The following is a 19,461-nucleotide window of genomic DNA, read 5'->3' on the forward strand; positions in this document are numbered from 1 at the left end:
CGACAGCAAGGGATAACCCCTGGCAGCAGCCGGGATGCTCCAGCCCCGGAAACCTTCGAGATGACACCGAAAGCCCCGAACAAACCTGCCGAACTGCTGAGTGACCTCGAGTCCATTCGCGCCCTGCTGGGCGACGACTTTCCTGATGCCCCCGCGAACAGCGGCGCGCTGGACCCGGACAGCATCCCGCTACTGTCCGATATCGTCGAGTTCGCCCCAGGCGACTCCGGCAATGCCGACGAGCCACGCGAGACCAGCGTCCGCAGCGCCTTCCGCTCGCTGGCCGAGCGACACATCGACCACGAACTGCGCACCGCGGCCAACCTGATTCTGCAGGAAGTGATCGACGACTTCGTGCCGCAGATCGAGGCGGAGCTCAAGCGCCGCCTGGAAGCACGGATCGAGACCCTGGTCCGCACGCCCCGCCCCTGAGCGCCCGAGCCGTCCTCGCGCCAGTCCGCATTCAAGACAATCCGCACTTAATAGGCACAGCCGTAAACCTCGAGGCTGTTTGCCTTTATACTTGCGCGTTTTTCCGACCAGCCGTTTTAAGGGTCCCGCCGCATGGACAAGACCTACCAGCCGCACGCCATCGAGACTTCCTGGTACCAGACCTGGGAATCGAACAACTATTTCGCCCCGCAAGGTTCCGGCCAGCCCTACACCATCATGATCCCGCCGCCGAACGTCACCGGCAGCCTGCACATGGGCCACGGCTTCAACAACGCCATCATGGATGCGCTGATCCGCTGGCGCCGCATGCAGGGCCGCAACACCCTGTGGCAGCCGGGCACCGACCATGCCGGTATCGCTACCCAGATGGTGGTCGAGCGCCAGCTGGCCGCCCAGGGCACCAGCCGTCACGACCTCGGACGCGAAAAGTTTCTCGACAAGGTCTGGCAATGGAAGGAGGAATCCGGCGGCACCATCACCCGCCAGATCCGCCGCCTCGGCTCCTCGGTGGACTGGTCGCGCGAACGCTTCACCATGGACGAAGGGCTGTCCGAAGCGGTCAAGGAAGCCTTCGTACGGCTGCATGAAGACGGTCTGATCTACCGCGGCAAGCGCCTGGTCAACTGGGACACCAAGCTGCACACCGCCATTTCCGATCTCGAAGTGGAGAACCATGACGAGAAGGGTCACCTCTGGCACCTGCGCTACCCGCTGGCCGATGGCTGCAAGACCGCCGATGGCCTGGACTACCTGGTGGTCGCCACCACCCGCCCGGAAACCGTGCTCGGCGACACTGCCGTGGCGGTGCACCCCGAGGACGAGCGCTACAAGAGCCTGATCGGCCGCCACGTCATGCTGCCGCTGGTGAACCGCCTGATCCCGATCATCGCCGACGACTACGTCGACCTGGAGTTCGGTACCGGCTGCGTGAAGATCACCCCGGCGCATGATTTCAACGACTACGAGGTCGGCAAGCGTCATAACCTGCCGCTGATCAACATCTTCGACCAGAACGCCTGCGTACTGGCCCGCGCCCAGGTGTTCAACATCGACGGTTCGGTGAACGACAAGATCGACGGCAGCCTGCCGGACGGCTATGCGCACATGGACCGCTTCGATGCGCGCAAGGCCATCGTCGCCGAGTTCGAGGCCATGAGCCTGCTGGAGAAGATCGACGACCACGCGTTGAAAGTGCCGCGCGGCGACCGCTCGGGCACCATCATCGAGCCGTGGCTGACCGACCAGTGGTACGTCTCCACCAAGCCGCTGGCCGAGAAGGCCATCGCCGCCGTGGAAAGCGGCGAGATCCAGTTCGTGCCCAAGCAGTACGAGAACATGTACTTCAGCTGGATGCGCGACATCCAGGACTGGTGCATCAGCCGTCAGCTCTGGTGGGGCCATCGCATTCCGGCCTGGTACGACGAAGCCGGCAACGTCTACGTCGGCCGTGACGAAGCCGAGGTACGCAAGAAGTACGGCATTCGCAACGACGAGCCGCTGCGCCAGGACGAGGACGTGCTGGACACCTGGTTCAGCTCCGGCCTGTGGACCTTCTCCACCCTCGGCTGGCCGCAGCAGACCGAGTTCCTCAAGACCTTCCACCCGACAGACGTGCTAGTCACCGGCTTCGACATCATCTTCTTCTGGGTCGCCCGGATGATCATGCTGTCGACCCACCTGACCGGGCAGATTCCGTTCAAGACCGTCTATGTGCACGGCCTGGTGCGCGACGGCCAGGGCCAGAAGATGTCCAAATCCAAGGGCAACGTGCTCGATCCGCTGGACATCGTCGACGGTATTACCCTGGACGAACTGCTGACCAAGCGCACCAGCGGCATGATGCAGCCCAAGCTGGCCGAGAAGATCGCCAAGCAGACCCGCGCCGAGTTCCCAGAGGGCATCGCCAGCTACGGCACCGATGCCCTGCGTTTCACCTTCTGCTCGCTGGCCTCCACCGGCCGCGACATCAAGTTCGACATGGGTCGCGTCGAGGGTTATCGCAACTTCTGCAACAAGATCTGGAACGCCGCCAACTTCGTCTTCGAGAACACCGAAGGCAAGGATACCGGCGTCAATGACGAGACAGCGGCCGACGCTCCGGTCGAACTGTCCTCGGTGGATCGCTGGATCATCTCCGCGCTGCAGCGTACCGAGGCCGAAGTGACCCGCCAGCTGGAGGCGTTCCGCTTCGACCTGGCCGCTCAGGCGCTGTACGAGTTCATCTGGGACGAGTACTGCGCCTGGTACCTGGAGCTGGTCAAGCCGCTGCTGTGGGACGAGACCGCAAGCGCCGAACGCCAGCGCGGTACCCGCCGCACCTTGGTGCGCGTTCTGGAAACCGCGCTGCGCCTGGCACACCCGTTCATGCCGTTCATCACCGAGGAGATCTGGCAGCGCGTGGCGCCGCTCGCCGGCAAGTCCGGCCCGACGCTGATGCTCCAGCCCTGGCCGGAATTCGACCCGGAGCGCATAGACGAAGCCGCCGAAGGCGATATCGAGTGGGTCAAGGCCTTCATGCTGGGCATCCGCCAGATCCGTGGCGAGATGAACATCTCCATGGCCAAGCGCATCGACGTGGTGCTGGGCAATGCCAGCGAATCCGATCAGCGTCGCCTGGCCGACAACGAGCCGCTGCTGAAAAAGCTGGCCAAGCTGGAAAGCGTGCGTCTGCTCGGTGCAGGCGAACAAGCGCCACTGTCGGCCATCGCCCTGGTCGGCGACATGCAGGTATTGGTACCAATGGCCGGGCTTATCGACAAGGATGCCGAACTGGCCCGTCTGGACAAGGAAATTGCCCGCCTGGACGGCGAGGTCAAGCGCGTTGGCGGCAAGCTCGGCAATGCCGGCTTCGTCGACAAGGCTCCCGCCGAGGTGATCGACAAGGAACGCGCCAAGCTGGCCGAGGCCGAGCAGGCCAGGGCCAAGCTGCAGGAGCAGCGCGAGCGCATCGCAACGCTCTGATCCGCAAAGCGGCAAAAAATGAAAAGGCCAGCCCGAAAGGTGCTGGCCTTTTTGCTTAAGGGGCTCATCTTGATTGATGACAAGTTATTACCGGCAACGCTGATACACTATGTCGCACATGAAATACCCGTTTACATACTGGCAGGCCTTCAAAGCCAAGACGATCAGCTCGACGACATGAAATAAGCCTCCAGCAGCGAGGCGCGCTGCTCTGCAGCATTTCGCTGGACGCGCAACCGTTTCCCCGCGGCAGGCGACTGCCGCTTCTTCGCGGTTCCCGACTTGTTTCACCTTCGACAGCCAATCGCCTCCCTGCCAGCCGCCGAGGCTGCATCGCCACGTCCGCATGCCCGGCAAGGTTCCTCAAGATGGAGTCCCTCCGATGTATGCACTCATGGCTGTCGTGTTCGTCATAGGCTACCTATGCATAGCCTTCGAACATCCGCTGAAAATAGACAAGGCCGCCGCAGCGATCCTCACCGCGGTGCTGACCTGGACCATCCTGGTGCTGGGTGCCGACCAGATCCTGCCGCTGCTGCAGCATGGCAGCCATGACCCGGCGGACTCCTCCGCCGTCGTGGTCGAAGCGCTGCGACATCATCTGGGCGAGGTGTCGGAAATCCTTTTCTTCCTGCTCGGGGCGATGACCATCGTCGAGCTGATCGACTCCCATGAAGGCTTCAAGGCCATCACCGACCGCATCCAGACGCGCAAGCGCGTGCACCTGTTGTGGATCATCGGCTTCCTAACCTTCTTTCTGTCCGCAGCGCTGGACAACCTGACCACCACCATCGTCATGGTTTCGCTGCTGCGCAAGCTGATCCGTGGCCGCCCCGAGCGCTGGCTGTTCGTCGGTGTGGTGGTGATCGCCGCCAACGCCGGTGGAGCCTGGTCGCCGATCGGCGACGTGACCACCACCATGCTCTGGATCGGCAACCAGATCACTGCGTCCGGGGTGATCGGCGGGCTGTTCCTGCCGAGCCTGGTGTGCCTGCTGATGCCGCTGATCGTTCTCAGCTTCACCCTGCGCGGCGAAGCACCGCGGCCGCGCCCGCGAGCTCACCTGGCCGAGAAGAGTCCGCCGTCCACCAGCGTATTCGAGCGCAATCTGGTCCTCGGGCTCGGCCTCGCTGCCCTGCTGTTCGTCCCAGTGTTCAAGACGGTGACGCACCTGCCCCCGTACATGGGCATCCTCTTCGGTCTCGGCGTACTCTGGGTCACCACCGAGTTCATCCATCGCAACAAGAATGCCGAAGACAAGCACCCGCTTTCGGTCGTTGGCGTGCTGCGCAAGGTCGATACTCCCAGCGTACTGTTCTTCCTCGGCATCCTGCTGGCCGTGTCCAGCCTCGCTACCGCCGGGCATCTGACCCAGGTCGCCACCTTGCTGCGCGAATCGCTGGGCCATATCTACGCGATCAACTACGCCATCGGCCTGCTGTCTGCGGTGGTCGACAACGTGCCGCTGGTGGCCGGTGCGATGAAGATGTACCCGCTGGTCAGCGACAAGATGCTCGCCACGGCCGCTCCCGCGGAGCTGGACTGGATGTCCCAGTTCATCGTCGACGGCAATTTCTGGGAAATGCTGGCCTACTGCGCCGGCACCGGCGGCAGCACGCTGATCATCGGCTCGGCCGCCGGCGTCGCCGCGATGGGCATGGAAAAAATCAGCTTCACTTGGTACGTCAAGCGCGTCAGCCTGCTGGCCTTCCTCGGTTACACTGCGGGCGCCGCGACCTACATCGGCATGCTCGCCCTGCGCTGAGCCGCACCCGCCGTCCCTGTCAGGTCGTTGCCGCCGAAAAGCGTTCTCGATGACCTGGCAAGGAGCCCGGCATGACCGTCAGCAAGACCACAACCAGTTTCTATCGCCGGCTCTATGTCGCCTGGCTGATCGATAGCGGCACCGCCTGCAGCGTCCCGGCGCTGATGGCGGCTACCGGCATGCCCCGGCGCACCGCCCAGGACACCCTCGCCGCCCTCGCCGACCTGGATATCGACTGCGGCTTCGAGCAGGACGACGGAGAACGGCACAACGCCGGCCGTTATGCCATCCGCGACTGGGGGCCGATCGACAAGGGCTGGATCGAGCGCAACCTGCCCCGCATCAAATCCATCCTCGCTTATCCCTGACCGGCCATGAGTGGCGATCTGCTGCTGGTACTCGCCTTGCTGGGCGGCTGCATCGGCCTGTTCGTGCTGAACAGGCCGCGCATGGACGTCGTGGCGGTGCTGGCGATGATCGCGCTGCCGCTCACCGGTGTGCTCAGCGTGCAGGAGGCACTGGCCGGTTTCAGCGACCCGAGCGTGGTGCTGATCGCCGCGCTGTTCGTCATCGGCGACGGTCTGGTGCGCACCGGCATCGCCTACCGCCTGGGCGACTGGCTGCTGCGCGCCGCCGACAGCAGCGAAACGCGCCTGCTGGTGCTGCTGATGCTGGCCGTTGCCGGGCTCGGCTCGGTGATGAGCTCCACCGGCGTGGTGGCCATCTTCATTCCTGTGGTGCTGGGCATCGCCAATCGCATGAAAGTGTCGCCGCGACGCCTGCTGATGCCGCTGGCCTTTGCCGGCCTCATCAGCGGCATGCTGACCCTGGTGGCGACGCCACCGAACCTGGTGGTCAACAGCGAGCTGCGCCGCGCCGGCCTCGACGGCTTCGCCTTCTTCGACTTCACGCCCATCGGCCTGGCGATCCTGCTTCTCGGAGTCGGCTACATGCTGCTGGCGCGTCGCTGGCTCGGCTCAGACAAGCACGGCCCGGCCATGGAACCGCGGCACACCCTGGCCGATCTCGCACGCGACTACCGACTGGACGAGCGCGAGCGGCGCTTGCGGGTACTGCCAGGGTCGATCCTGGCCAACCAGGCGCTGGACGCCCTGCGGCTGCGCAGCGAATACGGCATCAACGTGATTGCGGTGGAACGGCATGACCGCTTTCGCAACCTCCTGCTGATGGCCACAGGCAATACCGAGCTGTTCGTCGGCGACGTGCTGCTGGTGGACCTGGCCAGCCCTGCCATCGGCCTGCTCGGCGCCTACCGGGAGCTCGGCCTGCAGCCGCTGCAGCTCAGAACCTCCTACTATGCCGACCATGCCCGCGAGCTTGGCCTGGCGGAAGTCGCCCTGCCGCCGGATTCGCGCCTGCCGGGCAAGACCATCCAGCAACTGGGCTTTCGTAGCCGGCACAAGCTCAACGTCGTCGGCCTGCGCCGCAACCGTGAGGCGCTGCAGGGCCTGCTGGTGGACGAGAAGCTCAAGCCGGCCGACACCCTGCTGGTTGCCGGCAGCTGGAAACACATCCACCGGCTGCAGGGCATGAGCCGGGATTTTCTGGTACTCAGCCTGCCGGCGGAAGTGGATGACGTCGCGCCAGCCGCCAGCCAGGCACCGTTCGCGCTGCTCGGACTGGCAGCGATGGTGGCGCTGATGGTCAGCGGCCTGGTGCCCAACGTGCTCGCCGCGCTGATCGGCTGTCTGGTCATGGGCCTGTTCCGCTGCATCGACATGGACAGCGCGTACAAGGCGATCCACTGGCAAAGCCTGGTGCTGATCGTCGGCATGCTGCCGTTCGCCCTTGCACTGCAGAAGACCGGGGGCATCACCCTGGCCACCTCCGCACTGGTCGGCCTGTTCGGCGATGCCGGCCCGCATGCGCTGCTCGCCTGCCTGTTCCTGCTGACCGCACTGATCGGGCTGTTCATCTCCAACACGGCAACCGCGGTACTGATGGCACCGGTGGCGCTTGCCACGGCCGAGCAACTGGGTGCCTCGCCCTACCCGTTCGCCATGATCGTCGCGCTGGCAGCCTCGGCGGCGTTCATGACGCCCATTTCCTCGCCGGTCAACACCCTGGTGCTCGGCCCCGGCCAATACCGCTTCGCCGACTTCGTGCGCGTCGGCGTGCCGTTCACCGCCTTGGTGATGGTGGTTGCGGTACTGCTGGTACCGCTGATGTTTCCCCTTTGAGGCAATCGCCCTGCGATCCGCGGCGCTTCGGTACCAGATAAAAGTGGCATGGCGGAGCTAAAGTCCAGCCGTTAAGCTCGGGCCATCATTCGAAAAAGAAGAACTCCATGCCCCAGCGTGTCGCTCTGTTTCCGGTCCTGCTGGCCGGTGCCATCCTACTGTTGGTCGTCCACGGCCTCGGCCGTTTCGTCTACACGCCGCTGCTGCCCTGGCTGGTAGAAGACGGCCTGCTCAGCGTGCAGCAGGGCGCCAGCATCGCCAGCTGGAACTACCTCGGCTACCTGGTCGGTGCCCTGCTCGCGGTGCGCTGGCATCGCGTCGCCCAGATCCGCCGCAGCCTGCCCTGGGCGCTGGCGTTGCATGTCCTGAGCAGCCTTCTGCAGACCCAGGCCGAATCTGCCGACGCGCTCGCCGCGCTGCGGCTGGCCAACGGCATCAGCAATGGCCTGGTGTTCGTCCAGGCGCCCTCGCTGATCATGGAATGGCTCGCGCGACAGCAGCGGGTTTCGTCCAGCGGCCTGGTCTACCTTGGCGTCTGCATCGGCCTGATTGTTTCCAGCCTGCTGGTCAGCCTCAGCGACGGCCTGCTGGTCGGCGCCGAGCGCTGGTGGCCGGCGGCGCTGTTGTCGATACCACTCGCCTGGTGGGGCTGGCGCCGGCTATCGCAGCTGGACATGCCAGCAGAGCAGACCGAGCACTCGTCTGCAGTGCCGCCGAGCGGCAAGCTGCTCGACCGCTCCAGCACCCCGCTGTTCCTCTCCTATGCCGGCGCTGGGATGGGCTACATCCTGCCGATGACATTCCTGCCGATGGTCGCGCGCCTGCAGGTCGAGCCAGGCGACTTCCTGATCGGTGGCAGCTGGCTGGTGGTGGCATTGGCCACGCTGCCGTCGCCCTGGCTATGGAATCGTCTTGGCGTGCGCATGGGTGACGACATCGCCCTGCGCCTGAGTTATCTGACGCAGCTGCTGGGCGTGCTGGCCGCGCTGTTGCTGCCCGGCGCGGTCGGCATTCTGCTCTGCGCAGTACTGGTCGGCGGCACCTTCCTCGGCACGGTGCTGCTGACCCAGCGCCTGGCGCGCACGCTGCATCCCCATCAGGGACCGCGACTGTCGGCGGCGCTGATCGCACTCTACGGCCTGACCCAACTGGCTGCGCCCTGGCTGACCAGCATCTGGATGGGCATGGGTGGCAGCCTGCACAGCGCGTTCTGGCTCGGCGCCGGGGCACTGCTCTGGGGCCTGCTGTGGATGCTGGCAGTACCGCGCCATCGTTAGCGTACTTATCGACCAGGCACGAGCGGCGAGCGGTTGTGGGACAATGCGCACCCAAGCCGCAACCAGCACCGTCCCAATGCCGAGCAGAACCCCAAAAATGCCAGCGCGCCCCGCCGGGGACCGGCCCAGCAAGGCCGCGCTGCACCCGCGCAACCGCCATACAGGCCGCTATGACTTTCCGCAGCTGATTGCCGCCTGTCCGGAGCTGGCCGAATACGTCATCGTCAACCCATACGGCAAGCAGAGCATCGATTTCGCCAACCCGGATGCGGTCAAGGTATTCAATCGCGCACTGCTCGGGCAGTTCTATGGCATCGAGCACTGGGATATTCCACCGGGCTACCTCTGCCCACCGGTTCCCGGTCGCGCCGACTACCTGCATGGGCTGGCCGACCTGCTCGGCCAGGACCAGGGCGGCACGATTCCCCGCGGCGGCGCCATCCAGGCCCTGGATGTCGGTACCGGCGCCAACTGCATCTATCCGCTGATCGGCCACCGCGAGTACGGCTGGCATTTCGCGGGCACCGATATCGATGCCACAGCGCTGGCCTCGGCGCGCACCATCATCTCGGCCAACGGGCTTGCCAAGGCCATCGAACTGAGACAACAGGCGGCAGCGAAACAGATATTCAAGGGCGTGCTGCTGCCGGAAGACCGCTTCGACCTGACGCTATGCAACCCCCCGTTCCACGCCTCGCAGGCGGAAGCCAGCAGTGGCAGCCAGCGCAAGTGGCGCAACCTCGGCAGGCTCGATCCGAGCCGCAAGTTGCCGGCGCTGAACTTCGGCGGTCAGGCGGCAGAACTCTGGTGCGAGGGCGGCGAAGCGGCGTTCATCGCGCGCATGGCCGAGCAAAGCGCGCTGTTCACCGGCCAGGTGTACTGGTTCAGTACACTGGTTTCGAAAGGCGCTAACGTGACGCCGCTGATCACGCGCCTGAAGCGCCTCGGTGCACGCCGGATACAGACCGTGGACATGGCACAGGGGCAGAAGAAGAGCCGCTTCGTGGCCTGGACCTACCTCAGCGACAGCGAGCAGGCTGTCTGGCGAGCCGAGCGCTGGCCGCGAAACTGATGCGCGGCGACGGCTGCCGACATCGTGCTCGGCTCAGACCGCGATATCCCAGACCTGGCGGTCCTTCAAAGCCAGCGTACGGATGTAGCGTGGCTCGCCGTTGATTTCTTCCAGCTCGGTCATTCCCGCCAGCTCGCCGACGACGCGGTAACGCTTGTTGGCTCGCTTGTCCTGCAGCGGGTAGAGCTTGGCGATTTGCTGGGCGAGTTCGGTGAGGGTGGACATTGGCTTCTTGCTCCGTTGACTGCGTGCGGCAGGTATTTACCAACAGTTGATGACGGTTATGCGACAGCCGAACCAGTCAAGGCCAGTTCCAGGCTGCCACCTGATCGCGAGCAGGCACGCAAAAATGCCGACAGTTGCCGCGAAGAGCCAGCGATCTGTTCTAAACGTCAGCTTCGCCGCTTCGCTGTTGGAGCAACGATTTGCCAATTGATTCCCTGGATTCGGTACCAATGCCGAGCAACGCGCGCGCCAGCTTCAACAGGTGCCCAGCCCCAGCTGCAACAGTGCCAGGCCGCCACGCTGCCAGCCCCACCAGGCCAGCATCAGCAGACCCAGCACCAGGGCGACGGTCAAACCCAGCCAGAGCGGCCTCATCAGTTGACCTGCGCCTCGCGCAGCCGCTCCACCGGCTGCTCACGAATCGGCCAGTTGAGCACCGCCGCCATCAGGCTCAGGGCGATCGCGATCTGCCAGACCAGGTCGTAGCTGCCGGTGCGATCGTATAGCCAGCCGCCCAGCCAGCCGCCGAAGAACGAACCCAACTGATGGAAGAGGAAAGCGATGCCGCCAAGCATCGACAGGTTGCGCACGCCGAACATCGTCGCCACCGTGCCGTTGGTCAGCGGCACCGTGGACAGCCAGAGCAGGCCCATTGCAATGCCGAATGCGTAGGCACTCCAGACGCTCAGCGGCGCCAGCAGGAAGATGCTGATCACCACGCCGCGGATCAGGTAAAGCCCCGCCAGCAGCTTCGGCTTGGAATAGCAGCTGCCCAGCCAGCCGGCCGTGTAGGTGCCGACCACGTTGAACAACCCGACCAGCGCCAGCACGGTGGTACCGACCTGCGCCGGCAGATGCTGATCGACCAGATAGGCCGGCAGGTGCAGGCCGATGAAGACCACCTGAAAGCCGCAGACGAAGAAGCCCAATGCCAGCAGGCGAAAGCCGGAATGCCCGGCTGCCTCGCGCAGCGCCTCGCCGAGCGACTGCTGCGCACCGGGCGCGGCCGGGGCCTGCGCCGGGCTGCGCATCATTGCCGCCAGCGGCACGATCAAGGCGACCAGCAAACCCAGCGCCAGCAGCGCCGACGACCAGCCCAGCCATTCGATCAGGCCCAGGCTTCCCGGCAGCATGATGAACTGGCCGAAGGAGCCTGCGGCGCTGGCGATCCCCATCGCCATGCTGCGTTTTTCCGGCGGCACCGCTCGGCCCACCGCGCCGAGGATCACCGAGAACGAGGTCCCGGACAGGCCCAGCCCGATCAACAGACCGGCGCTCAGGGTCAGGCTCACCGGCGAATCGGACATCGCCATCAGTGCCAGGCCTACGGCATACAGAATGCCGCCGATCAGCACCGCCCGCGCCACACCGAAGCGATCCGCCAGCGCACCGGTAACCGGCTGCGCCAGCCCCCAGATCAGATTCTGCATGGCGATGGCGAACGCGAACACCTCCCGGCCCCAGCCGAATTCGGCGCTCATGGGTGGCAGGAACAGGCCGAACCCGTGGCGCACACCCAGCGAAATGGCGAGGATCAGCGATCCACCAGCGAGAATCCAGGCAGAGTTGCGCCACACAGCGGTCATGAGCGTCATTCCAGGGGAAAAGGCGACCAGTTTACTCAGGAACCCCCGCCCCATCGCAACTACTCATCGAACTGTCCCGCTCGGTTAAACTGCAGCTGTTTTGCCCATTCTTAACGAGTACCCCATGCCGATTCGCCACTGCATTGTCCATCTGATCGAGAAAAAGCCGGACGGCACCCCTGCCGTGCTCCACGCCCGCGACTCGGAGCTGGGAGCCTCGCAGGCCATCGAAAACCTGCTGGCCGACCTCAACGAAAGCTACAACGCCAAGCAAGGCAAGGCCTGGGGCTTCTTTCACGAGGAATCGGGCGCCTACCCGTTCAGCGGCTGGCTGACGCAATACATGGAAGGCAATCGGGACTTCACCGCATTCAGCCGGCAGGCGGTGGAGCACCTGCAGAAACTGATGGAAGAGTCCAATCTTTCCACCGGCGGGCATGTGCTGTTCGCCCACTACCAACAGGGCATGACCGACTATCTGGCCATCGCCCTGCTGCACCACAGCAACGGCGTCACCGTGACCGACTCGCTGGATGTGGCCGAAGCGCGGCATCTGGATCTCGGCCAGTTGCACCTGGCGACCCGGATCAATATCTCCGAGTGGCAGAACAACAAGCAGTCCAAGCAGTACATCTCCTTCATCAAGGGCAAGAACGGCAAGAAGGTTTCCGAGTACTTCCGCGACTTCATCGGCTGCCAGGAGGGTGTCGACGGTCCCGGCGAGACGCGCACGCTGCTCAAGGCCTTCAGCGATTATGTCGAGAGCGAGGACCTGCCCGAGGAAAAGGCCCGCGAGAAGACCAGCGCCCTGGTCGGTTACGCCAGCAGCCAGGCCAAGATCGGCGAACCCATGTCGCTGGAGGAACTCTCCGGCGTGATCGACGAGGAACGCCCGCGGGCCTTCTACGAGCATATCCGCAACAAGGACTACGGCCTGTCGCCGGAAATTCCCGCCGACAAGCGCACGCTCAACCAGTTCCAGCGTTTCACCGGGCGTGCCGAAGGTCTGTCGATCAGCTTCGAGTCGCACCTGCTGGGCTCGAAGGTGGAATACGACGAGGCTCGTGACATGCTGATCATCCGCCAGTTGCCCACCCAACTGAAGGACCAGCTCAAACGCCGCAAGGAGTGACATCGCCATGCGCCTGCCGGACGCGGTTCTCGATGATTGCCTGTGCGACCCGGCTGCGCCACTGGCAGGCGATCCGGCACGGCGCTACGGCCTCGACAAGCTGCAGGCGCAGACACAGCTGGCAAACCTGAAGGACTGGCTGCGCGAGCAGCAGACGATGCTCTGGGCCAACCGGCGCGATGCGCTGCTGCTGGTGCTGCAGGGACCGGACTGTTCAGGCAAGAACGGAGTCATCCGCCGCGTGCTGGGCGGTCTCGACCCACTCGGCCTGGCGCCGCGAAGCTTCCAGCCGCCGAGCGAGGAAGAGCGACGCCACGACTTCCTCTGGCGCTACCGGGAACACCTGCCCGCAGCGGGCATGCTCGGAGTGTTCAACCGCAGTTATTACGAGGCGCTGGTCAGCGACCTGCGCGACGGTCTATGCAGCCAGGCCGACATCCCGCAGCGCCAGGCAGCGATCGAGACGTTCGAGCGTCAGTTGGTGGCCACCGGGATTCACCCGCTCAAGTGCTACCTGCAGCTCTCCGCCGACGAGCAGAGACAACGCCTGCATCGGCGCCTGGAGCAACCGCGAAAGCGCTGGAAGCTGACCCTGGGCGACCTTCAGGATCACCGCCACTTCGCCCGGCAACAGGCGCAATGGGCTGAGGTGCTGGGCAGCAGCCACAACGCCGCGGCGCCCTGGTATGTGATCCCCGCCGACCACCGCTGGTTGCGCGACCTGATCGTTGCCAGCCTGCTCGCCCGAGCGTTCGAACGCCTGGCACTGGATTGGCCGACGCGCCCTGCGCCGTTCAGCCATGCCGATCTGGACAGCACGGCTTGAGGCCATTCGCCCCGGCCAGCGGACGTCGAGTGCAACCGGACCGGCAGAGCATTCACGCTCTGCCATGACACATCGCCTGGCCTCGTGGATTGCGCGCTGCCGCCACCGCGCGACACCGAACCCGCGATGCCACGGCAAGCCGCTTCAACGCGCCTCGATCCGATAGCCGACCCGAGGAAAGTGCACATGGACGACGCCGGTACGGTCATCGCTGCGACGCAGGATCAGCTCCTCCGCACCGGCAAATACCAGCTCGCCTTCGACCGGATCGGCACCGTAATCCACCGCGGCGATGGCTACCTGCTGTCCCTCCTGGAAACCGTTGGGCTCGCTGAACGCTTCGTCCGGCAGCGCGGCCGGCTCGGCCTCCAGTGCAATGCGCAGGGCCTCTTCGGCAGAAAGCTCGCTGCTGGAGCCATGCCCCACGCCGAGCACCTTGCCTAGCCAGGCATGGACCTCCGGATAGCCATCCACCAGCGGCGCGGTGACCGGCGTCGCGCGCAGGAACCAGAGGCAGTGCGCGACGGCGAAATCGGCGATCGAAGGCGCGCCACCGAGCAAGAACTCGCCTTCCTCGCGTGTCAACTGCTGTTGCAGGCGCGCCATGAACGCAGGCCAGTCGCTCTTCGCCTGCTCCAGCGGCACACGACTCACCGAGCCGTTGGCGAACAGCTGCGCACGATCCTTGCTGAACGTCTGGATGAACTCCCTGGGCACCTGGGCAAAACGCAGGGCCATGGATTCAGGCTGAAATACCAGGCTCACGGCATTGAGGAACAGCACCGAGTCGGCCCATTGCGCGAGCGTCGCGGCGTTGAACTCCTGCCCTTCGGGAAACAGCGCCGGCGTGGCCTTCTCGGCCTCCAGCCGACGGGCGATCAATGCGGTATCGCAGTAGATGTCAGCGCCGGCCTGCAACACCGGCGTACGTCGATAGCCCCCGGTCAGGGCCGTCAGATCGGGTTTGGGCATGACCGGCGGGATCGTCACCGAGCGCCAGGACAACTGCTTGAACCCCAGCATCAGACGCGCCTTTTCGGCGAAGGGCGAGGTGGGATAGTGGTGCAGGATCAGCTCGTGCATGACAGGCTCCGCCAGTGGATGTGTCGAGTTCGGGGCCCTTGCCCCGCATTTGGAGAGCCCAAGCTTAGACGCTCCGCTCGCTCGAGCCTACCGGCTGATTAGGCCACCATTCACGCGACGGGACCGGCCAGGCTGACCAGGCGTTCCTTGGCACGCTTGTCCAGCCGCTTGATGGCGATTTCCCGGCGCAGCGCATCGCCCTTGCTGGCGCAGGGCTCGACATAGACCAAAGCCTGCGCAGGGCTGGAGTGGAAGAACCGCGCCCCACGCCCGCGCCGATGCTCGGCGAAACGCCGCTGCGCATCGTCGCTGATGCCGCAGTAGAGCGCACCATTGGCGGCACGCACCAGGTAGACGAACCAGGGTTTGGGCTGGACCTCGGTCATCGGACGGCAACGCCTCTCAGGCAATGACAGATCGGGCCGGCATTATGCCGAACTCGGGCGGCACATCCAGCCGTCCCCCCGGTCGCCCGACATCCGCTGCAGCGCTCACTTAACAGAGAGCAGCTCAACTGTCCAGATATGGTGGCGGTTCGCCTTTGCGTATACTGCGACGATGTTTGCCCATACTGTGTTCCGCAAGCGCTGCGCCATCTGGCTGTTGGCGACCGGACTCTTCCTGATGCTCAGCAGCTGTGCCGAGAAGCCCAGCGAACTCGAGCGCATACAGGAGGAAGGCGTACTGCGCGTGATCACCCGCAACAGCCCCTCCACCTATTTCCAGGACCGCAACGGCGAAGCCGGCTTCGAATACGAACTGGCCAAGCGTTTCGCCAACACGCTCGGCGTCGAACTTCAGATCGAAACGGCCGACAACATCGAAGACATCTTCAACCGCCTGAATCGCCCCGGCGGCCCGGCGCTGGCCGCGGCTGGCCTGGTCGCCAGCGATGGTCGGCAGGAGCTGGCGCGTTTCACCCGCTCCTATCTGGAAGTCACCACTCAGGTCGTCTACCGCAACGGCCAGCGGCGGCCGACCAACCCGCAGGACCTGATCGGCAAGCGCATCCTCGTGCTCAAGGGCAGCAGCCAGGCAGAGAAGCTGGCGGCGCTGCAGGCGCAATATCCGGAACTGCGCTACGAAGAATCCGATGCAGTGGAAGTGGTCGACCTGCTGCGCATGGTCGATGAAGGACAGATCGACCTGACTCTGGTGGAATCCAACGAGATGTCCATGAACCAGGTGTATTTCACCAACATCCGCGCCGGCTTCGATGTCGGCGAGCAGAACAGCCTGGCCTGGGTCGTGGCCAAGGGCGAGGACGACAGCCTGCTCAAGGCTGCCGACGCCTTCCTCGAACAGGCCCAGCAGAACGGCACGCTGCAACGCCTGCGCGAGCGCTACTACGGTCATGTCGATGTGCTCGGCTACGTCGGCGCCTACGCCTTCGCCAAGCACCTGCAGCAGCGCCTGCCGCGCTACGAGAAAGCCTTCCGCGAGACCGCCAGGAAGCATGGCATCGACTGGCGCCTGCTGGCTGCCATCGGCTATCAGGAGTCCCACTGGCAGCCCGAGGCCACCTCCAAGACCGGCGTGCGCGGCCTGATGATGCTGACCCTGCGTACCGCCAACGCCATGGGCGTGACCAACCGCCTCGACCCGGTGCAGAGCATCCAGGGCGGCGGCAAGTATCTGGTCAAGGTTCATGCGCGCCTGCCGGATAGCATCGAAGAGCCCGATCGAACCTGGTTCGCCCTGGCCGCCTACAACGTCGGCGGCGGCCACCTGGAAGATGCCCGCAAGCTGGCCGAAGCCGAGGGCCTGGACCCCAACAAGTGGCTGGACGTGAAACAGATGCTGCCACGCCTCTCGCAGAAACAGTGGTACAGCAAGACGCGCTACGGTTATGCCCGCGGCGGCGAGCCGGTGCACTTCGTCGCCAACATCCGCCGCTACTACGACATCCTCACCTGGGTAACCCAGCCGCAGATGGAAGGCCAGCAGCTGGCCAGGAGCGAGCTGCACATACCCGGCGTGCATGCTGCGACCGACCTGATGGAAGAGCTACCGCCGCTCTGATGCCGACGGCGCCCGCCATCAGGACGGGCCGGCGCCGAAGCGGCGCAACAACGCCTTCTCGATCTCCAGGATCACCAGCACCGCGCATCCCGCCAGCAATACCGCCATGCCGGAGCCCAATGCCAGGGCTTCGCTGGCGAACAGCGCCTGCATGAACGGCGCGTAGGTGAACAGCAGCTGCAGGGCGAACACCCCGAATACCGCCACCAGCACCCGCGGCGTGCCCCTGACCCCCTGCAGGGTGAATGAAGGCGCCTTCAGGTAGCGCACGCTGAACAGGTAGAACACCTCCATGCAAACCAGCGTATTGACTGCCACGGTCCGCGCCGCCTCCACCGTTGCGCCGAGCGAACGCATCCATTCGTACATGCCGAAGATGCCGACCAGGAAAAGCGCGGAGACGAAGAAGATCCGCCAGATGACGAATCGCGACAGCATCGGCTGGTCCGGGCGCCTTGGCGGGCGCTGCATCACGTCCGCCTCGGTCGGCTCGAACGCCAGCACCAGGGCCAGCGCCACCGAGCTGACCATATTGACCCACAGCACCTGCGCCGGGGTGATCGGCAGTGCGACGCCGAGCAGCACGGCCAGCAGCAGCGACAGCGATTCGCCGCCATTGATGGGCAGGAGGAAGGTCACCGTCTTGCGCAGGTTGTCGTAAACGGTGCGCCCTTCCTCCACCGCGTGGGCGATCGAAGCAAAATTGTCGTCGGCCAGCACGATGGCACCGGCCTGCTTGGCCGCCTCGCTGCCCTTCATGCCCATGGCAACGCCCACATCGGCCTGTTTCAGCGCTGGCGCATCGTTGACCCCGTCGCCAGTCATCGCAACCACCTCGCCATTGGCCTGCAGGGCACGCACCAGACGCAGCTTGTGCTCCGGGCTGGCGCGGGCGAAGACACGCGCCTCGGCTACGGCGAGGCGCATGGCCGCCTCGTCCATCTGCTCCAGCTCCGGCCCGGTGATCGCCCTGATGTCATCGCCCATGCCGAGCTGCCTGGCGATGGCGCTGGCGGTCACACCATGGTCCCCCGTGATCATCACCACCCGAATACCGGCCACACGACATTGCGCGACGGCACGGATCGCCTCCTCCCGTGGCGGATCGATGATGCCCACCAGCCCGAGCAGCGTCAGCTCGCGCTCGACATCGGCGTGTTCGATCACATCCTTGCCGGCCGGCAGCCTGCGCCGGGCCAGCGCCAACACTCGGCGACCGGCACGCGCCTGCTCCTCGATCTGCGCATGCCAGTACGCCTCGTCCAGCGACCGCACCACGCCATCGGCCTCGAGCTGGTCCGAGCACATGGCCAGGATGCGCTCCGGCGCCCCCTTGACCAACACCTCGCTGCCGCCCTCGCAGGCATGCAGGGTCGCCATGAAGCGATGCTCGGACTCGAAGGGAATCACGTCCAGCCTCGGGCGATCCACCTGCAGCAGCGCGGGCGAGAGCCCGGCCTTCATCGCCAGGGTCAGCAGCGCACCCTCGGTCGGGTCACCGGCGAGCGTCCAGATCCGCTCCTTCTGGTGCAGGCTGGCGTCATTGCACAGCGCGGCGGCTTCCACCAGCGCGCGGACTGCCGGCGTGCGCGTCTGCAGCGACGACGGCTCCAGCGCTGCACCCTCCAGCAGCAGCGACCCTTGCGGTGCATAGCCAGCGCCTTCGACTTGCAGGGCCTGGCCGGCGCAGATCACTTGCTGCACGGTCATTTCGTTGCGCGTCAGCGTGCCGGTCTTGTCCGAACAGATCACCGTCACCGAGCCCAGCGCCTCCACCGCGGGCAGGCGCCGGATCACCGCATTGCGGGTCGCCATGCGTTGCACACCGATGGCCAGGGTGATGGTCATGATTGCCGGCAACCCCTCCGGAATCGCCGCCACCGAAAGCCCTACGGCAGCCATGAACATCTCGCCGGCGCCCATTCCGCGTACCAGCGTGCCGAACAGGAACAGCAGCACGCCGGCAGCCAGAATGACCACGGTCAGGGCTCGACCGATCTCAGCCATCTTGCGCAGCAGGGGCGTGGTGCCCTGCTCCACCGACTCCAGCATCCGCCCGATGCGGCCGATCTCGGTCGTCGCACCAGTGGCGACCACCACCGCGCGGGCCTGGCCCTGAGTCACCAGCGTGCCGGCATAGCCCATGCCGAGGCGATCACCGATGGCCGCATCGTCGGCCACCGCATCGACCTGCTTGTCCACCGGCGCCGACTCCCCGGTCAGCGCCGCCTCGTCGATACGCAGGTTGCGCGCCTGCAGCAGCCGTACATCGGCCGGCAGGCTGTCGCCGGAGGCCAGCAGCACCACGTCGCCCGGAACCAGCTCGGCGGCATCGATGTCCTGCTGGCGGCCGTCGCGCAGCACCACGGCGTGCGGCGCGAGCAAATGGCGAATCGCCTGCAGCGCCCTCTCCGCCTTGCCTTCCTGCACGAAGCCGATCACCACGTTGACCACCACCACCGCCATGATCACGCCGGTATCGACCCAGTGCCCCATCAGCCCGGTGACCAGTGCCGCAGCCATCAGCACATAGAGCAGAAGGTTGTCGAGATGGCGCAGCAGACGCTGTCCGATGCCTGCTGGCCTGGCCTCGTCGAGACGATTGGGGCCGAACCTCGCCAGCCGCTCGCGAGCCTGTTCGTGCGTCAGGCCAGCGCCCGACGATTCCAGCGCGCGCAACACCTCGTCGGGCTGGCGAGCGTGCCAGTGGTTCGCTTGTAACGGCTCTGCGGACATGTGATCTCCCCAGCTTCGCGTCAATGATCGGACGTGGCCAGGGCCTTGCGGAGGCCAGACCATGAAAGCCGAAGCGCATCAGCATGGCCATCACCGTGACACGCCTTGCAATACCCGGCTGG

Annotated in this window: 15 protein-coding genes; 10 read left to right on the forward strand and 5 right to left on the reverse strand. The window is 65.3% G+C overall.

Features of this window, described 5'->3' with window-relative positions:
* Positions 1-60 precede the first annotated feature (60 nt).
* The 7 genes from B597_RS27745 (at position 61) to rlmF (ending at position 9,729) form a co-directional block, all read left to right on the forward strand.
* Positions 61-432: a hypothetical protein gene (locus B597_RS27745; RefSeq protein ID WP_003296032.1), complete on the forward strand. Its 372-nt coding sequence runs from the start codon at positions 61-63 to the stop codon at positions 430-432.
* 132 nt (positions 433-564) lie between these two features.
* Complete coding sequence (locus B597_RS27750) at positions 565-3,414, forward strand: valine--tRNA ligase (protein WP_003296033.1); 2,850 nt, start codon at positions 565-567, stop codon at positions 3,412-3,414.
* A gap of 382 nt (positions 3,415-3,796) precedes the next feature.
* Positions 3,797-5,179, forward strand: coding sequence for a sodium:proton antiporter NhaD (gene nhaD, locus B597_RS27755; protein WP_003296034.1), 1,383 nt, complete (start codon positions 3,797-3,799; stop codon positions 5,177-5,179).
* 71 nt (positions 5,180-5,250) lie between these two features.
* On the forward strand, positions 5,251-5,547 hold the full coding sequence (locus tag B597_RS27760) for a winged helix-turn-helix domain-containing protein (RefSeq protein WP_003296036.1): 297 nt from the start codon (positions 5,251-5,253) through the stop codon (positions 5,545-5,547).
* A 6-nt stretch (positions 5,548-5,553) separates the two neighbouring features.
* Entirely contained in the window at positions 5,554-7,380 is a 1,827-nt protein-coding gene (locus tag B597_RS27765) for an SLC13 family permease (protein ID WP_003296038.1), read from the forward strand.
* 107 nt (positions 7,381-7,487) lie between these two features.
* Positions 7,488-8,657: a YbfB/YjiJ family MFS transporter gene (locus B597_RS27770; RefSeq protein ID WP_003296039.1), complete on the forward strand. Its 1,170-nt coding sequence runs from the start codon at positions 7,488-7,490 to the stop codon at positions 8,655-8,657.
* A 97-nt stretch (positions 8,658-8,754) separates the two neighbouring features.
* Positions 8,755-9,729 carry a 23S rRNA (adenine(1618)-N(6))-methyltransferase RlmF gene (rlmF, locus tag B597_RS27775; RefSeq protein ID WP_003296040.1) on the forward strand — a complete coding sequence of 325 codons (975 nt, stop codon included), beginning with the start codon at positions 8,755-8,757 and terminating at the stop codon, positions 9,727-9,729.
* Positions 9,730-9,762: 33 nt separating this feature from the next.
* On the opposite strand, the gene B597_RS27780 is transcribed toward rlmF, so the two are convergent.
* Positions 9,763-9,954, reverse strand: coding sequence for a hypothetical protein (locus tag B597_RS27780; RefSeq protein WP_003296042.1), 192 nt, complete (start codon positions 9,952-9,954; stop codon positions 9,763-9,765).
* A 374-nt stretch (positions 9,955-10,328) separates the two neighbouring features.
* The gene (locus B597_RS27785) at positions 10,329-11,540 is read right to left on the reverse strand and encodes an MFS transporter (RefSeq protein WP_003296043.1); all 1,212 of its coding nucleotides are present in this window, start codon (positions 11,538-11,540) and stop codon (positions 10,329-10,331) included.
* Positions 11,541-11,664: 124 nt separating this feature from the next.
* On the opposite strand from B597_RS27785, the gene yejK reads away from it, so the two are divergent.
* Positions 11,665-12,672, forward strand: a complete 1,008-nt coding sequence (yejK, locus tag B597_RS27790; protein ID WP_003296044.1) for a nucleoid-associated protein YejK — start codon at positions 11,665-11,667, stop codon at positions 12,670-12,672.
* Positions 12,673-12,679: 7 nt separating this feature from the next.
* The gene (locus tag B597_RS27795; RefSeq protein WP_003296046.1) at positions 12,680-13,498 is read left to right on the forward strand and encodes a polyphosphate kinase 2 family protein; all 819 of its coding nucleotides are present in this window, start codon (positions 12,680-12,682) and stop codon (positions 13,496-13,498) included.
* Between the two features lie 144 nt (positions 13,499-13,642).
* On the opposite strand, the gene B597_RS27800 is transcribed toward B597_RS27795, so the two are convergent.
* Together B597_RS27800 and B597_RS27805 are read right to left on the reverse strand one after the other, a co-directional pair.
* Positions 13,643-14,581, reverse strand: coding sequence for a glutathione S-transferase family protein (locus tag B597_RS27800; protein WP_003296048.1), 939 nt, complete (start codon positions 14,579-14,581; stop codon positions 13,643-13,645).
* Between the two features lie 110 nt (positions 14,582-14,691).
* Entirely contained in the window at positions 14,692-14,967 is a 276-nt protein-coding gene (locus B597_RS27805) for a GIY-YIG nuclease family protein (RefSeq protein ID WP_003296050.1), read from the reverse strand.
* Between the two features lie 172 nt (positions 14,968-15,139).
* Here B597_RS27805 and mltF point away from each other — a divergent pair, with 172 nt between their 5' ends.
* Positions 15,140-16,603: a membrane-bound lytic murein transglycosylase MltF gene (gene mltF / locus B597_RS27810; RefSeq protein ID WP_024161706.1), complete on the forward strand. Its 1,464-nt coding sequence runs from the start codon at positions 15,140-15,142 to the stop codon at positions 16,601-16,603.
* An 18-nt stretch (positions 16,604-16,621) separates the two neighbouring features.
* Here mltF and B597_RS27815 read toward each other — a convergent pair whose 3' ends face one another.
* Positions 16,622-19,339 (reverse strand): HAD-IC family P-type ATPase, encoded by a 2,718-nt coding sequence (locus B597_RS27815; protein ID WP_024161707.1) that lies wholly within the window; start codon positions 19,337-19,339, stop codon positions 16,622-16,624.
* Positions 19,340-19,461: the final 122 nt, after the last annotated feature.

The organism is Stutzerimonas stutzeri KOS6, from assembly GCF_000307775.2.
Taxonomy (GTDB): domain Bacteria; phylum Pseudomonadota; class Gammaproteobacteria; order Pseudomonadales; family Pseudomonadaceae; genus Stutzerimonas; species Stutzerimonas stutzeri_B.

What these genes read in the sequence shown, in the direction of transcription:
- B597_RS27745 (WP_003296032.1), top strand. Translation starts at nt 61, where the DNA reads ATGACACCGAAAGCCCCGAACAAACCTGCCGAACTGCTGAGTGACCTC.
- B597_RS27750 (WP_003296033.1), top strand. Translation starts at nt 565, where the DNA reads ATGGACAAGACCTACCAGCCGCACGCCATCGAGACTTCCTGGTACCAG.
- nhaD (WP_003296034.1), top strand. Translation starts at nt 3,797, where the DNA reads ATGTATGCACTCATGGCTGTCGTGTTCGTCATAGGCTACCTATGCATA.
- B597_RS27760 (WP_003296036.1), top strand. Translation starts at nt 5,251, where the DNA reads ATGACCGTCAGCAAGACCACAACCAGTTTCTATCGCCGGCTCTATGTC.
- B597_RS27765 (WP_003296038.1), top strand. Translation starts at nt 5,554, where the DNA reads ATGAGTGGCGATCTGCTGCTGGTACTCGCCTTGCTGGGCGGCTGCATC.
- B597_RS27770 (WP_003296039.1), top strand. Translation starts at nt 7,488, where the DNA reads ATGCCCCAGCGTGTCGCTCTGTTTCCGGTCCTGCTGGCCGGTGCCATC.
- rlmF (WP_003296040.1), top strand. Translation starts at nt 8,755, where the DNA reads ATGCCAGCGCGCCCCGCCGGGGACCGGCCCAGCAAGGCCGCGCTGCAC.
- B597_RS27780 (WP_003296042.1), bottom strand. Translation starts at nt 9,954, where the DNA reads ATGTCCACCCTCACCGAACTCGCCCAGCAAATCGCCAAGCTCTACCCG.
- B597_RS27785 (WP_003296043.1), bottom strand. Translation starts at nt 11,540, where the DNA reads ATGACCGCTGTGTGGCGCAACTCTGCCTGGATTCTCGCTGGTGGATCG.
- yejK (WP_003296044.1), top strand. Translation starts at nt 11,665, where the DNA reads ATGCCGATTCGCCACTGCATTGTCCATCTGATCGAGAAAAAGCCGGAC.
- B597_RS27795 (WP_003296046.1), top strand. Translation starts at nt 12,680, where the DNA reads ATGCGCCTGCCGGACGCGGTTCTCGATGATTGCCTGTGCGACCCGGCT.
- B597_RS27800 (WP_003296048.1), bottom strand. Translation starts at nt 14,581, where the DNA reads ATGCACGAGCTGATCCTGCACCACTATCCCACCTCGCCCTTCGCCGAA.
- B597_RS27805 (WP_003296050.1), bottom strand. Translation starts at nt 14,967, where the DNA reads ATGACCGAGGTCCAGCCCAAACCCTGGTTCGTCTACCTGGTGCGTGCC.
- mltF (WP_024161706.1), top strand. Translation starts at nt 15,140, where the DNA reads ATGTTTGCCCATACTGTGTTCCGCAAGCGCTGCGCCATCTGGCTGTTG.
- B597_RS27815 (WP_024161707.1), bottom strand. Translation starts at nt 19,339, where the DNA reads ATGTCCGCAGAGCCGTTACAAGCGAACCACTGGCACGCTCGCCAGCCC.